This window comes from Achromobacter veterisilvae (assembly GCF_900496975.1).
GTDB classification, from domain to species: Bacteria; Pseudomonadota; Gammaproteobacteria; order Burkholderiales; family Burkholderiaceae_B; genus Achromobacter; species Achromobacter veterisilvae.
Map to the genome: position 1 here is coordinate 86,383 of NZ_UFQC01000001.1, position 14,661 is coordinate 101,043.

The window sequence follows — 14,661 nt, forward strand, 5'->3', positions numbered from 1 at the left end:
TGGCAATCCTGAAATTGTCATACGTGTGCACCACGGAGGAGAAATGCCGCTATCTGCCGCAACCGAACCGGCGCCGGCCGCAGGCGCCCCGCAAACCCTGTTCGACAAACTGTGGGATGCGCATCGCGTCGCCGACCTGGCCGACGGCCGCAGTCTGATCCACATCGACCGGCACCTGCTGCACGACCTGTCCAGTCCGCAGGCTTTCGCGTCGCTGCGCGCCCAGGGCCGGGCCGTGCGCGACCCGCGCCGCAATGTCGCGATCGCCGACCACATCGTGTCGACCGCGCCCGGACGGCAGGCGGAACAGGTGCCGGGCAGCGAGGCCATGATCGCCGCGCTGGAGAGCAACGCCGCCCGGTTCGGCATCCGCCACTACGGTGTCGACGATCCCGACCAGGGCATCGTGCACGTCATCGCGCCTGAACTGGGCCTGGTGCTGCCGGGCATGACGGTCGCCTGCGGCGACAGCCATACCTCCACGCTGGGCGCGCTGGGCGCCTGGGCCTGGGGCATCGGCACGTCGGAGGCCGAGCATGTGCTGGCCACCCAGACGCTCGCCATGCTCAGGCCGCGCGCCCTGCGCCTCACCCTGGCCGGCGCCCTGCCCCCGGGCCTGAGCGCCAAGGACCTGACCTTGCACGTACTGCGCCGCATCGGCGTGCGCGGCGCCTCCGCCGGATTCCTCGAACTGGCCGGCGCGCCCGTGGCGGCCCTGTCCATGGAGGAACGCCTGACGCTTTGCAATATGGCGATCGAGGCCGGCGCGCGCGCCGCCGTGATCGCGCCCGACGACGTCACGCTGGCTTACCTGCGCCGGCACGCGCCCGCCGCCTGCGGCGACGCTGCCGCGCAGCAGGCATTCCGCGCCCTGCGCAGCGATCCCCTGGCCCGCTACGAGGCCGAGCTGGAGTTGACTCTGGCGCTGGACTCGCCGCAACTGACGTGGGGCACCAGTCCCGCGCAGGTGGCCGGCGTGCGCGAACGCCTGCCCGACCCCGAGGACGCGGCCAGCGCGGGCGAACGCGCATCGATGCAGCAGGCCTACCGCTACATGGGGCTGACGCCGGGCGCTCCGCTCGCGGACGTGCCGGTGCAATGGGTTTTCATCGGGTCCTGCACCAACGGGCGTCTCTCCGATCTGCAGGCGGCCGCCGCCATCGCGCAGGGCCGCCGCGTCGCGCCCGGCGTGCGCGCGCTGGTGGTGCCCGGATCGCAGCGGGTCAAGCGCGCCGCCGAACGGCTGGGCCTGGACCGCGTCTTCCGCGACGCCGGATTCGAATGGCGCGAACCCGGCTGTTCGATGTGCGTCGGCATGAACGCGGACAAAGTGCCGCCCGGCGAGCGCTGCGTGTCCACCTCGAACCGCAACTTCGAAGGACGCCAGGGTCCGGGCGCGCGCACCCATCTCGCCAGCCCCGCCAGCGCAGCCGCCGCGGCCGTCGCCGGCGCCATCGTCGATCATAGGGATCTGGTCTAATATGAAGCCCTTCATCCAAGCCCACGGCATCATCCTGCCCATGAATCAAGACCACGTGGACACCGACGCGATCGTGCCCCAGCGCTGGCTGGTGACCGTCGAACGCAGCGGCCTGGCCGAGGGTTTCATGGGGGCGTGGCGTTACGACGAACACGGCCGGCCGCGTCCGGACAGCCTCCTGAACCAGCCGGCGTACCGCGGCGCGGCGATCGTGCTGGCGCGTGAAAACTACGGCTGCGGATCCTCGCGCGAACATGCGGTCTGGGCCCACCAGGAATACGGCATCCGCGCCATCGTCGCGGCCAGCTACGGCCCGATCTTCCACGAAAACTGCCTCAAGAACGGACTGCTGCCGGTGACCCTGCCCGCGACGGCCATCGATACGCTGATGGACCAGGCCCTGGCTCTGCCGGGCTGCCGCGCCACCGTCGATCTCGCGGAGCAGCGCGTCACCGGGCCGGACGGCCAGGCCTATGGATTCGAGATCGACGCGGGGCGGCGTCGATTGCTGCTCGACGGCACCGACGATATCGACCTGGCGCTGGAACGCGCCGCCGACATCGACGCCTTCCAGCAGCGCCAGGAACGGACCACGCCATGGCTGGCATAGCGGCGCGCCCCAACGTCACGATCAAGGACATCGCGACCGCGCTGGACCTGTCGCACGCGACGGTCTCGCGCGCGCTCGCCGACCACCCCAAGATCAGCGCCGCGACCAAGGCCAGCGTGCGCGAAGCCGCCAACGCGATGGGGTACGTGCCCAATGGCACCGCCCAGAACATGCGCACCGCGCACAGCCCGGTCATCGGCCTGATCGTCCCGGACATCCAGAACGATTTCTATGCGTCGATCGCCAAGATCGTGGCCGATGCCGCCGTGGCCCGCGGCTTCCAGCTCGCCTTGAGCATCACCGAGGACAACCCCGAGCGCGAACTCAACGACCTGCGCGCGTTCGTCGTGTCGCGGGCGGCGGGCGTCATCATTACCCCCACCGTGGCGCCCAAGCCCGAGACCGTGGCCCTGCTCAAGGGCGTGCACGCCATCCAGCTAGTCCGCCAGCACGCCGCCATGGCGGCTGAAGCGGTGGTGATCGACGAACAGGCCGCCACGCGCGCCGCGGCCGAACACCTCATCCACTACGGCCACCGGCGCATCGCCTATGTCGGCACCACCACCGACCTGAGTTGCGGCGAGGACCGCCTGGCGGGGTTCTACGGGGCGATGCAGCGCGCCGGCCTGGACGCGGGCATGACCGCGGTGGGTCCGCCCCGGGTCGAGTTCGCCCATCGCGCGGTGCATGGCATGATGAGCGGCGCCGAGCCGCCCACCGCGCTGATCGTGGGCAGCTCGCGCCTGACGGTCGGCGCGCTCAAGGCGCTGCGCGGCCTGGGCCTGGCCTGCCCCGCGGACGTTTCGGTCGTGGGCTATGGCGATCCCGATTGGTTCGAACTCGTCGGAGACGGCCTGACGACGGTATCCCCGCCGGTCTATCCCATGGGCGCCTACGCCATCAATCTGCTGCTGGCGCGCATCCACGGCGAGAACGAGCCGCCTCCCGGCGGCGCGGCGCATCCTCCGCCCTCGCGCTTTCCCGCCACCCTGACCATCCGCGGTTCGACGCGGCCGCTCTCCGGCTGAATCTCCAGGTTGCCCGCTCCCGGCTGTTCCGGCTTGATGACTTCGGCGCCGAAGTCGGCCGGGATCGTGCCGCAAAACGGCGCGGCGACGCGCGCGATGCCGGTCCGCCGCAAGCGCGCGGCCGGGCGGCCGATCGGCATACACTGCCCAACCCGGCCCACGCCTTGCGGACATCCCCCCAATGACGTATCTCCTCTGGTCCCTGCCCGCCCTGACCGTCATCGGCGCCATCGCCAGCGGGCGGCTGAACACCACGGCCGCCGCCGTCCTGGGGCTGGCGGCCGCGGTGCCCGTCGCCCTCGGCGCGGCGCCCGCGCCGTTCGGCGGCAGCCAGCTCGGCCTGGCGCTGGCGCGCGGACTCTGGATCGGCGGGACCATCACGCCCTACATCCTGGGCGGACTGCTGTTCTGGCACATGGCCGCGCAGACCCGCTCGCCGGCCGGCAAGGCGGCCGGCCCCAGCGTGGTCGAACTGGCCGATGCGCTCGCGCGGCGCAGGCGGCTGTTCTTCGCCTGTTTCCTGGTCGGACCGTTCGCCGAATCGGCCACCGGCTTCGGCGTCGGCATGCTGGGCACGGTGCTGCTGATCCGGCCGCTCAACCTGCAACCGCGCGAGACCATGGTGTTCGCGCTCCTGAGCCAGACGCTGATTCCCTGGGGCGCCATGGGCAGCGGCACGCTGCTGGCCTCGGCCTACGCGCGCGTGCCGGCGCCGGAGCTCGCGCTCTACGGCATGGTGCCGGTGGTCTTGCTGATGGCGATATGGATGGCGCTGTACTGGCGCACCGCCGCGCGCGCGGGGCTGCGCGCCGCGGCCTCGGAGCACTGGCGCGAGGCGGGCTGGATGGCCGCGAGCCTGGCGGCGCTGGCCGCCGCCACCGCCCTGCTGGGCCCGGAAACCGCGCTGCTGTCGGCCTATGGCCCGCTGATCGTCCTGCGCTTCGTGCTCGACCGCCGCCCGGACCGCCCGCAACTGCTGGCCGCGGCGCGCAGCGCGCTGCCCTACATTCTGATGATCGCCTCGCTGGTCGCGACGCGGCTGGTTCCGGGCCCGAACCGCGGGCTCTCGGCGCTGGCCGCGTTCAGTCCGTTCGCGGACCTGCCCGTCTGGAAGCCGTTCCTGCATGCCGGCAGTTGGCTCATCGCGGGCGCGGTGGCGATGGCGGTCCTGCGCGGCCAGCCCCGGGTCCTCGCCGCGCAGGCGCGCGCCGCCTGGACCACCGGCCGCCACGCGGTGTATTCGGTGTTCCTGTTCGCCATGATGGCCGAAGTGCTCGCGGGCGCGGGCATTTCGCAGGCGTTCGCCGACGGCCTGTTCGCCAGCCTGCGGGACTGGACCGTCCTGATCACGCCGGTGCTGGCCGGCGCGTTCGGCATCCTGGCCAACAGCGGCAACGCGCCGAACAGCCTGTTCATGCCGTCCCAGCTTTCGCTGGCCGTGCAGGCCGGCCTGAGCGTGCCGGCCGCCGCGGCCCTGCTGCACGTCTCCGGCACCTCGCTGGGGATCTTCTCGCCGGTCCGCATGTCGATCGCCGCCGGGCTGGCTCACGGCCGGGGCCAGGAGCGCGGCGTCTACGTCGTGCTGCTGCCTTTCGCGCTGGCCGCGTTCGGCGTGCTGCTGTGCCTGGCGCTGCTCCTGGCGCTCTCGGGCCGCCCGGGCTGACGCCGCCCCGCGGAAGGCGCCGCGCGCTTTCCGCATATGCAAACTCGAAATCCGTCGTTCAAGCCGAAGCCGGGACTGCTTAGCATCAACGGTCTTGGCCCGTCTTCGCCTCGCGGGCCTCCACGACCTGATTCCAGTTGTCCCTTATGACTATCTCTTCTACCCCGGACGCGGCCGTGCGCGTCGCCGTCGACGTCGGCGGCACCTTCACCGACATCGTGCTCGAACGCGAACGGCGCCGCTGGTCGGCCAAGCTGCTCACCACGCCGGACACGCCCGAAACCGCCGTGCTGCAAGGCATCCAGGAACTGCTCGACCAGGCCGGCCTGGGCTGGCCGCAGATCGGCCTGCTGATCCTGGGCACCACGCTGGCCACCAACGCGCTCATCGAGCGCAAGGGCGCCCGCACCGCCCTGCTGACGACGGCGGGTTTCCGCGACCTGGTGGAGATCGGCCTGGAAGACCGGTTCGCGCAGTACGACATTTTCCTGGACAAGCCGGAACCGCTGGTGCCGCGGCCTTGGCGCCATGGCATCACCGAGCGCGTCGACGCCCAGGGCCGCGTGCTGACGCCCCTGGACGAGGCGCAGGTCATCGCGCTGGCGCGCGAATTGACCGAGGCGGGCATCGAGAGCGTGGCGGTCTGCCTGCTGCACAGCTATGCCCACCCGGACCACGAGCGGCGCATCCGCGAACTGCTGCGCGAGCATGCGCCGCAACTGTGGATTTCGCTGTCGTCCGACGTCTGCGCGGAAATCCGCGAATACCCCCGCCTGTCCACGGTCAGCGCCAACGCCTACGTGCAGCCGCAGGTATCGGGCTACCTGCGCCGCTTCAACGACGCCGCGCGCGAACGCGGCTTGCGCGAGGAGCCGTTCCTGATGACCTCGGGCGGCGCCATCGCCACCTTGCAGACCGGCGTCGAAGAGCCGGTGCGCCTGGTGGAGTCCGGCCCCGCCGGCGGCGCCATCCTGGCGCAGCACATCGCGCAGCAGACGGGCGCGGCGCGCGCGCTGTCCTTCGACATGGGCGGCACGACCGCCAAGATCTGCTACATCGACGATTACGAGCCCCAGGTCAGCCGCAGCTTCGAATTCGGACGCGTGCACCGCCATCTGAAGGGTTCGGGCCTGCCCATCCGCATTCCGGTGATCGAGATGGTGGAGATCGGCGCCGGCGGCGGTTCGATCGCGCGCATCAATCAACTCGGATCCATCCAGGTGGGCCCCGACAGCGCGGGCTCCTCGCCCGGCCCCGCCGCCTACGGCAATGGCGGCGAACTGCCCACCGTGACGGACGCGCACGCCCTGCTGGGCACCGTCACGCCCGAACGGTTCGCGGTGGGCAAGGTCGGCCTGCGCCCGGAACTGGCCTGGAACGCGATCCAGACGCACCTGGCCGCGCCCGCCGGACTGGAGGCGCCGCAGGCCGCCCAGGCCATCGTCGAGGTGGTCAGCGAAAACATGGCGAACGCGGCGCGCGTGCACGCCTCGGAACTGGGCAAATCGGCCGACGAACACGTGCTGATCGCCTTCGGCGGGGCCGCGCCCCTGCATGCCGCCGGGCTGGCGCGCAAGCTGGGCATCGCCCGGGTCATCATCCCGGAATCGGCCGGCGTGGGCTCGGCCGTCGGCTTTCTCTGGGCGCCGATCGCCTACCAGGCGGTCCGCAGCTTCCACCAGCGCCTGGCCGGCATCGACCATGCCGCGGTGCAGGCCCTGCTGGACGACTTGACCGCGGGCGTGGACGCCGTGGTGCGCCGCGCCGCGCCCGACGCTGCCCTCAGCCACAAGCGCGTGGTCTTCATGCGCTATAGCGGGCAAGGCCATGAAATCGCCGTGGACCTGCCCGAGGGGCCCTTCGACGCGTCCGCCAGCGCCCGGCTGGGCGAGGCGTTCGCGCAGCGCTACGCCCAGCTCTACGGACGCAATCTGCCCCACGTGGCCGCCGAGGCCGTGAGCTGGTCCGTCGCCGCCCAGGCCGGCGAGCGCCGCGTGCCCGAGGCCGACCGCATCGCCAGCGGCCCCGCCATCGCGGCCCGCCAGGCGGGCACGCGCAGGCTCTACGACTTCGAGCGCGACAACTGGACCGAAGTGCCCTGCTACGAGCGCGCCGCGCTGGACGCCGAACAGAAGCTGACCGGCCCGGCCCTGGTGGTGGAAGACGAGACCACCACTTTCGTGCCCGCCGGCTTCGAGGCCCGCCGCAGCCGCCTCGGTTCGCTGGTGCTGGACGACGTCGGCGCGGCCGCCGCGCGCCAGGCCCTCTCCACCGATAAGGAAATCGCATCATGAGCACGCCCTCCCAACCCGCCGCCCAGGAGCGCATCCGCTACCAACTGGCCTGGAACCGGCTGCTGTCCGTCGTGGAGGAACAGGCCCAGGTGCTGATCCGCTCGGCGTTCGGCACCGCCACGCGCGAAGCCGGCGACCTGTCGGCCGGCGTGTTCCTGCCCGACGGCCGGATGATCGCGCAGGCCGTCACCGGCACGCCGGGCCACGTGAACGCGATGGCCGAATCGGTCAAGCACTTCCTGAAGGTCTTTCCGCCGGAGTCGCTGCGCGATGGCGACGTGCTGCTCACCAACGACCCCTGGAAAGGCACCGGCCACCTCTTCGACATGACCATGGTGTCGCCGGTGTTCCACGACGGCGCGCTGGTCGCGCTCTTCGCCTCGACCCTGCACGTGATCGACATCGGGGGCATCGGCAGCAGCGCCGACGGCCTGGAGATCTATCACGAGGGGCTGTTCCTGCCCATCCTGCGCTTCTTCCACCAGCACGAGGTGGACCCCGGCGTGCTTGCCATCATCCGCGCCAACGTGCGCGAACCGGAACAGGTGGAAGGCGACCTGTACGCGCTGGTCGCCTGCAACGATATCGGCGGCCGCCGCCTGAAGTCGCTGCTGGCCGAGTTCCAGTTGGCCGACCTGGAAGCGCTGGGCGGCTACATCATCGAGCAATCGGCCCGCGCCATGCGCCAGGCCATCGCCGAATGGCCCCAGGGCACCTGGCGCAACACGCTGGTCATCGACGGGTACGACGCCCCCATCACGCTGCAGGCCAGCGTGACGGTCGAGGCCGACCGGATCCGAGTCGACTTCGACGGCAGCTCGCCCAGCGTGGCGCGCGGCATCAATGTGGTGAAGGCCTACACCGACGCCTATACGTCCTTCGGCATCCGCTGCCTGATCGGCGCCGACGTGCCGAACAACGCCGGCTCGCTGTCGCTGGTCGAAGTCTCCGCGCCGGAAGGCTCCATCCTCAACGCGCGCTTTCCCGCCGCGGTGACCGCCCGGCACATCATCGGGCAACTGCTGCCCGATGCCGTGTTCGGCGCCCTGCGCCAGGCGCGGCCGGACCAGGTGCCGGCGGAAGGCGCCTCGTCGCTGTGGAACCTGCATCTGGTGGGCGGCGAACCGCTGGCCGGCGCAACGCCGGCGGAACAGGCCGAACTGCTGGCCGGTCCGCGCTTCAACGCGACCAGTTTCTCCACCGGCGGCACCGGGGCGCGTCCCGGCAAGGACGGGCTGTCGGCCACGTCCTATCCCAGCGGCGTGCGCAACGTTTCGCTCGAAATCCTGGAAAGCGCCAATCCGCTGGTCTTCGAGCGCAAGGAATACCGCCAGGACTCGGGCGGCGCCGGCACGGTGCGCGGCGGCCTGGGACAGACCATCGAGGTGCGCCACGCGCATCCGGACGCGGCCATGATCATCGCCGCCGCCTTCGACCGCGTGCAGCATCCGGCACGCGGCGCCCTGGGCGGCCAGGCCGGCGCGGGCGGGCGACTGACGCTGTCCGGCGGCCGGACGCTGCAATCCAAGGGCCGCCAACTGGTGCCCGCCGGCGAGCGGCTGGTCGTACACACGCCGGGCGGCGGCGGACTGGGCGATCCGGCGGCGCGCGACGCGGCCCGCCTGGAGCGCGACGTGCGCCACGGGCTGGTCAGCGCCGGCCAGGCGCGAGAAGCCTACCGACAGGCGGACGTCCGGCCCTGAGCCCCGCCCCGCACCTGCCCGACCAGCCCCGGGCCGCGCCCGGGAATTCCTCTTTCATCGACATCCGCTGCCCATCATGACATTTCCCCGCCGTTCCTTTCTCCACCTGACCCTGGCCGGCGCGCTGCTGGCGCTTGCGCCCGCCGCCCATGCCGAACCCGTCCGCGGCGGCACCCTGACGCTGCTGCTGCCGTCCGAGCCCACCGCGCTGGTGACCGTGGGCAACGTGGCCACCCCGATCCTGAGCGTCAGCGCCAAGGTGACGGAAGGCCTGCTCAAGTACGACTACGATCTGAAGCCCGAGCCCCAATTGGCCACCGCCTGGCAGATCAGCCCGGACGGCACCGTGTACACCTTCACGCTGCGCCAGGGCGTGAAGTGGCATGACGGCAAGCCCTTCACCGCGGCCGACGTGGCGTACTCGATCGACCTGCTCAAGCGCATCCACCCCCGCGGCCGCAATACCTTCGCGAACGTGACCGCCATCGAGACCCCGGACGACCACACCGTCGTCCTGCGCCTGTCCAAGCCGGCGCCCTACCTGATCCGCGCGTTCGTCGCCACCGAAACGCCCATCGTGCCCAAGCACGTCTACGAGGGCACCGACCCGCTGACCAACCCCGCCACCTCCGCGCCCATCGGCACGGGCCCCTACAAGTTCAAGGAGTGGGTGCGCGGCAGCCATATCGTCTATGAGCGCAATCCGGACTACTGGGACAAGCCCAAGCCCTACATCGACCGCCTGATCGTGCGCATCGTGGCCGATCCGGCCGCCGCCGCCATCGCCTTCGAAACCGGCACCGCCGATCTCGGCTACCGCACGCCCGTGCCGCTGGCCGACCTGGCGCGGCTGAAGACCGTGCCGTCGCTGCGCTTCGAGACCAAGGGCAACAGCTATTCCTACAACGTCACGCGGCTGGAGTTCAACCTGGACGAACCGCACTTCAAGAACGAGAAGGTCCGGCAGGCGGTCGCGCATGCCGTGGACCGCAACGTCATCCTGAAGGTCGTGAACTACGGCGTGGGCCAGGTGGCCTATTCACCCATCGCCCCGGGCCTGAAGACCTACAACGACCCGGCGCCCTCGCCCTATGCCTACGACCTGAAGCGCGCCAACGCGCTGCTGGACGAAGCCGGCTATCCGAAGGGGGCCGACGGCGTGCGTTTCCGCGTGCCGCTGGACTACAACCCGATCGGCGCCGACGGCGCGCGCCTGGCCGACTACCTGCGCACCACGCTGGCCCGCGTCGGCATCGCGGTGGCCGTCCGGTCGCAGGACGCGTCCGCCTTCATCAAGCGCGTCTACACCGACCGCGATTTCGCCTTCACCACCAACGGCGCCAGCAACCTGTTCGATCCCACCGTGGGCGTCCAGCGGCTGTACTGGTCGAAGAACTTCATCAAGGGCGTGCCGTTCTCCAACGGCACGCATTACAGCAATCCCAAGGTGGACGAACTGCTGGAAGGCGCCGCGGTGGAGAACGACCCGGCGCGCCGCGTCGAGCTGTTCAAGGAGTTCCAGCGGATCGTGGCGCGGGAAGTGCCCGACCTCAATCTGTACCAGCCGGAATTCATCACCATCGCGAACCAGCGGGTCCACGACCACTCGCTGACGGCCGACGGGGTGGAGTCCAACCTGGCGGACGTCTACCTGCAATAAGCCGCCAACGGAACCGCCACCATGACATCGCTACGCGCCGCCCAGACGCTCGCGCGCTCCCTGCTGCAGGCGGTCCCCACCGTCATCGGCGTCATCCTGCTCAGCTTTTTCCTGCTGCAGGCCGTGCCGGGCGACGCCGCCGACGTGATCGCCGCCGAGTCGGGTTCCGCCACCGAGGCCAGCATGGCCGCCACGCGCAGCCACTTCGGCCTGGACCAGCCCGTGCTGCGGCAGCTACAGGCCTACGTGGGCAACCTGGCCCGTCTGAACCTGGGCGTTTCGCCGCGCTACAACCTGCCGGTGTCGGACCTGATCTTCAGCCGGCTGGGCAACACGGTCCTGCTGATGCTCAGCGCCCTGGGCTGCGCGCTGGCGGCCGGCATCGCGCTGGGCGCGGTCATGGCCAGCTTCGTGGGCCGCTGGCCCGACCGCGTGCTGTCCCTGGCGGCGCTGCTGCTGTATTCCACGCCCGGCTTCTGGCTGGGCCTGATGGCCATCATCCTGCTGTCGGTGCAACTGGGCTGGCTGCCGCCGGGCGGCGTGTCCACCATCGGCTCCGCCGCCACCGGCCTGGCGCACGCGCTGGACGTGGCGCGCCACCTGGCGCTGCCCACGCTGGCGCTGGCGGGTTTCTACGTCGCCATCTTCGCGCGCCTGACGCGGGCCTCCATGCTCGAAGTCAGCCGCCAGGACTTCGTGCGCACGGCGCGGGCCAAGGGCCTGGCCCCCTGGGCGGTGGCGCGCCGCCACATTCTGCGCAACGCGCTGATCCCGGTCACGACGGTGGCCGGCCTGAACTTCGGCACGCTGCTGGGCGGCGCCGTGGTGGTCGAGACCGTCTTCAGTTGGCCCGGGCTGGGCCGCCTGGCCTACGAGTCCGTGATGGCGCGCGACTACGTGGTGCTGCTGGGCATCCTGGTCCTGTCCTCGCTGCTCGTCATCCTCGCCAACCTGCTCGTGGACCTGCTGCACGCCCTGCTGGACCCCCGCATCCGCGTCCATTGACGCGCCCCTCCTTCCCGACACTCCATGCCCGCGAACTCCTCTTCCCTGCCCGCTCCCGCCGCCGGCCTGGCCCGGCCGCGCCCAGGCGCGCTGCGGCGCCTGCTGGCCAACCCCGGCGCCGTGGCGGGCGCCGTCCTGCTGCTGCTGATCCTGCTGGCCGCGGCCACGGCCCCGTGGGTCTTTCCCCACGATCCGCTGGACATGGTCGGCCCGCCCATCCTGTGGCCGGGCCAGGATCCGGCGTTCCCGCTGGGCACCGACACCATGGGACGCGACATCGCCGCCGGCCTGGCGCATGGCGCCCAGGTGTCGCTGACCGTCGGCGTGACCGCCGCGCTGCTGAGCCTGGCCATCGGCATCGCGGTGGGCGCGGCGGCCGGCTACGCGGGCGGCTGGACGGACGTGGCGCTGATGCGCGTGACCGAACTGCTGCAGACCATTCCCTCGTTCCTGCTGGTGGTCGTCATCGTCGCCATCGGCCGGCCTTCGGTGACGGTGATCGCGCTGTCCATCGGCGTGGCCTCGTGGCCCGTAGTCGCGCGGCTGGTGCGCGCCGAATTCCGCACCCTGCGCGAAGCGGAATTCGTGCAGGCGGCGCGCAGCAACGGGTTCAGCCATTTCCGCATCGCCTTCCTGGAAATCCTGCCCAACGCGCTGCCGCCCGTGATCGTCACGACCTCGGTGCTGGTCGCCAACGCCATCCTCATCGAATCGGCGCTGTCCTTCATGAACATGGGCGACCCCAACGCGGTGTCCTGGGGCAGCATGATCGGCGATGCGCGCGAGATGCTGCGCACCGCCTGGTACCTGGCCGCGCTGCCCGGCCTGTCCATCGTGCTGACCGTGCTGTCGCTCAACCTGCTGGGCGATGCGTTGAACGACGCCTTCAATCCCCGCCTCGCCGGCTAGGCGCCCTGGATCCCGCCGCCGCGGGATTACCCTGATCCCGCGCGCGCCCGCCGGAATCCGTTTTGCTTGTGGACGATACGGACGTATAACGTCATCACTTCCGCGCAAGTCCCGTTGCCGGCGGGACGTTCGCGGCTCCGGCGGCTTCCACCTACAGATCGAGGGCCCACAAGCATGAAGGCGTACTTCCACGACGATCAGAAACTGCATCACCCGCAGACCTATTTCTCCCGGGGCAAGATGCGCACCCCGCAGGAAGTGCCTTCCCGCCTGGACGCGCTGGCGCAGGCCGCCCGCAAGCTGGGTTTCGACGTTCAGCCGCCGCCCGACCAGGGCGCGGGCGCGATTTCGGCGGTCCACTCGCTGGACTACCTGCGCTTCCTGCAAGGCGCGCACGCCGACTGGAAGCAACTGCCCGAGGATTGGGGCGACGAGGTCGTGTCCAACGTGTTCGTGCGCGAACCGAACGCCCTGCGCGGCGTGCTCGCCCAGGCCGCCCGCTACCTCGCCGACGGCAGTTGCCCGGTCGGGGCCCGCACCTGGCAGTCGGCCTATTGGTCGGCGCAATGCGCCATCGCGGGCGCGGACGCGCTGCTGGCGGGCGACCGCCATGCCTACGCCATCTGCCGCCCGCCCGGCCACCACGCCCGCCGCGACGCCGCGGGCGGCTTCTGCTACCTGAACAACGCCGCGATCGCCGCCCAGCGGCTGACCGCGAGGTTTCGGCGAATCGCGATCCTGGATACGGACATGCACCACGGCCAGGGCATCCAGGAGATCTTCTACGAACGCAGCGACGTGCTCTACGTGTCGATCCACGGCGACCCGCGGAACTTCTATCCCGTCGTCGCCGGCTACGAGGACGAGCGCGGCGCGGGCGAAGGCTACGGCTACAACATCAACCTGCCCATGCCGCACGGTTCGCCCGAGTCCGTGTTCTTCGAAAAGCTCGCGCAGGCGCGGCGCGCCATCGAACTCTTCCAGCCGGACGCGCTGGTCCTGGCCCTGGGTTTCGACATCTTCGAAAAGGACCCGCAGGCCAAGGTCGCGGTCAGCGAGACGGGCTTCGAACGGCTGGGCCGGGAAGTCGGCGCCCTGAAGCTGCCCAGCCAGATCGTGCAGGAAGGCGGCTACTACATCGAAGGGCTGGAATCGAACGCCTCCCGCTTCTTCGCCGGGCTGGCCGCCGCCTGAACCGCGCCTGCGCCCGCCAGCCGGCGCTTCATGGCGGGGCGCCGGCCCGCCAGGACCCGCGCCCCTGACAGCCGCCCCGCTCAGGCGGTAGTGGTTTTCCCTAGAAATCGAAAAATTGCGGTCCTGGCCGGTTCACAAGCCAGGATGCCTCCGGTACATTTCGTCCAGTGGCCTGACCACTGGGCCACCAGATACCCAGACACTCTCGGGCAGGACAAGACCCCGCAGACCCATTACCCTCTACATCCCGATCAACCACCCCAACACCACGATGACCGCTCTCCAGGCCGTAGCCTCCACCCGCCTCTATCGCATGATTGCCGACCAGATCGCCACGCGCATCAAGGCGGGCGATTTCCCCGCGGGGGGCAGACTGCCCGCCGAACGCGAACTGGCCGAACAGCTACAGGTCAGCCGCGCGTCGGTGCGCGAGGCGCTGATCGCGCTGGAGATCGAAGGCTACGTGGAAGTGCGGGTCGGCACCGGGGTGTTCGTCAACGCCCTGCGCGAGGACGGCCAGTACCAGGCGCCGCCGCAGGCGCCCGCGCCCGCCGATGACGCCGAGGCCACCGACATCGGCCCCTTCGACCTGCTGGAGACCCGCCTGCTGATCGAACCGGAATGCGCGGCGCTGGCGGCGCAGAAGGCATCGCCGGCGCAGATCGCCGCGATCCGCGCGGCGCACGAAGGCATGTCCCTGACCGAATCGCCCAGCGTGCATGACCGCGCCTTCCACAGCGCGATCGGCGCGGCCTGCGGCAACGCGGCCCTGGCCGCCGCGATTTCCCACATCTGGCACCTGAGCACGCTCAGCCCCGTCTTCCACCGGCTGGAAGAGCATTTCGTGACCACCAAGGTGTGGAGCGAAGCCCAGCAGGAACACGAACGCATCCTCGCGGCCATCGTCGACCGCGATCCGATCCGCGCGCGCCACGCCATGCACGACCACCTGGTCGGCATCCTGGCGCGCCTGCGGGAAGACTTCGGCAACGTTGGGATCCGATGACTCGATGACCCGCTAACCCCCGCCGGGCGCCCTGGCGCCCGCCTCCTCCTACCGACCGTGCATGCACCGCCGGCGCCCTGGCGCCGCCTGCGGCAAGGGGAGCGGCTTG

11 protein-coding genes and 1 pseudogene are annotated in these 14,661 nt (G+C 70.7%); 11 read left to right on the forward strand and 1 reads right to left on the reverse strand.

All coding sequences use genetic code 11. The features are described from left to right. Positions 1-43 precede the first annotated feature (43 nt). Genes leuC through AVE30378_RS00435 form a run of 3 tightly spaced genes read left to right on the forward strand, consistent with a single transcriptional unit; the run spans position 44 to position 3,118 of the window. Positions 44-1,480 carry a 3-isopropylmalate dehydratase large subunit gene (gene leuC / locus AVE30378_RS00425; RefSeq protein WP_129238800.1) on the forward strand — a complete coding sequence of 479 codons (1,437 nt, stop codon included), beginning with the start codon at positions 44-46 and terminating at the stop codon, positions 1,478-1,480. A gap of 1 nt (position 1,481) precedes the next feature. Then, positions 1,482-2,090 carry a 3-isopropylmalate dehydratase small subunit gene (gene leuD / locus AVE30378_RS00430; RefSeq protein ID WP_129238801.1) on the forward strand — a complete coding sequence of 203 codons (609 nt, stop codon included), beginning with the start codon at positions 1,482-1,484 and terminating at the stop codon, positions 2,088-2,090. Beyond that, positions 2,078-3,118, forward strand: coding sequence for a LacI family DNA-binding transcriptional regulator (locus tag AVE30378_RS00435; protein ID WP_129238802.1), 1,041 nt, complete (start codon positions 2,078-2,080; stop codon positions 3,116-3,118). Before leuD ends, AVE30378_RS00435 begins: the two co-directional genes overlap by 13 nt. Before the next feature lie 8 nt (positions 3,119-3,126). Here the strand turns inward: AVE30378_RS00435 and AVE30378_RS33075 are convergent. Next, positions 3,127-3,207: pseudogene (locus tag AVE30378_RS33075) on the reverse strand (CoA transferase); the annotation flags it as partial. A gap of 92 nt (positions 3,208-3,299) precedes the next feature. Between AVE30378_RS33075 and AVE30378_RS00445 the strand changes: the two are divergent. From AVE30378_RS00445 to AVE30378_RS00480, 8 genes are all read left to right on the forward strand, one after another. Further along, positions 3,300-4,781, forward strand: coding sequence for a hypothetical protein (locus AVE30378_RS00445; protein WP_129238803.1), 1,482 nt, complete (start codon positions 3,300-3,302; stop codon positions 4,779-4,781). Between the two features lie 146 nt (positions 4,782-4,927). Further along, entirely contained in the window at positions 4,928-7,075 is a 2,148-nt protein-coding gene (locus AVE30378_RS00450; protein WP_129238804.1) for a hydantoinase/oxoprolinase family protein, read from the forward strand. Further along, a complete protein-coding gene (locus AVE30378_RS00455; protein ID WP_129238805.1) occupies positions 7,072-8,778 on the forward strand; it encodes a hydantoinase B/oxoprolinase family protein in 1,707 nt (568 codons plus the stop codon). Before AVE30378_RS00450 ends, AVE30378_RS00455 begins: the two co-directional genes overlap by 4 nt. 76 nt (positions 8,779-8,854) lie before the next feature. Next, a complete protein-coding gene (locus tag AVE30378_RS00460; protein WP_129238806.1) occupies positions 8,855-10,438 on the forward strand; it encodes an ABC transporter substrate-binding protein in 1,584 nt (527 codons plus the stop codon). Positions 10,439-10,459: 21 nt separating this feature from the next. After that, positions 10,460-11,443: an ABC transporter permease gene (locus AVE30378_RS00465; RefSeq protein ID WP_129238807.1), complete on the forward strand. Its 984-nt coding sequence runs from the start codon at positions 10,460-10,462 to the stop codon at positions 11,441-11,443. A 24-nt stretch (positions 11,444-11,467) separates the two neighbouring features. Continuing rightward, positions 11,468-12,352, forward strand: a complete 885-nt coding sequence (locus AVE30378_RS00470; RefSeq protein WP_129238808.1) for an ABC transporter permease — start codon at positions 11,468-11,470, stop codon at positions 12,350-12,352. A gap of 174 nt (positions 12,353-12,526) precedes the next feature. Next, positions 12,527-13,546, forward strand: a complete 1,020-nt coding sequence (locus AVE30378_RS00475) for a histone deacetylase family protein (protein ID WP_129238809.1) — start codon at positions 12,527-12,529, stop codon at positions 13,544-13,546. Between the two features lie 271 nt (positions 13,547-13,817). Beyond that, positions 13,818-14,552 (forward strand): FadR/GntR family transcriptional regulator, encoded by a 735-nt coding sequence (locus AVE30378_RS00480; protein ID WP_129238810.1) that lies wholly within the window; start codon positions 13,818-13,820, stop codon positions 14,550-14,552. Positions 14,553-14,661 lie beyond the last annotated feature (109 nt).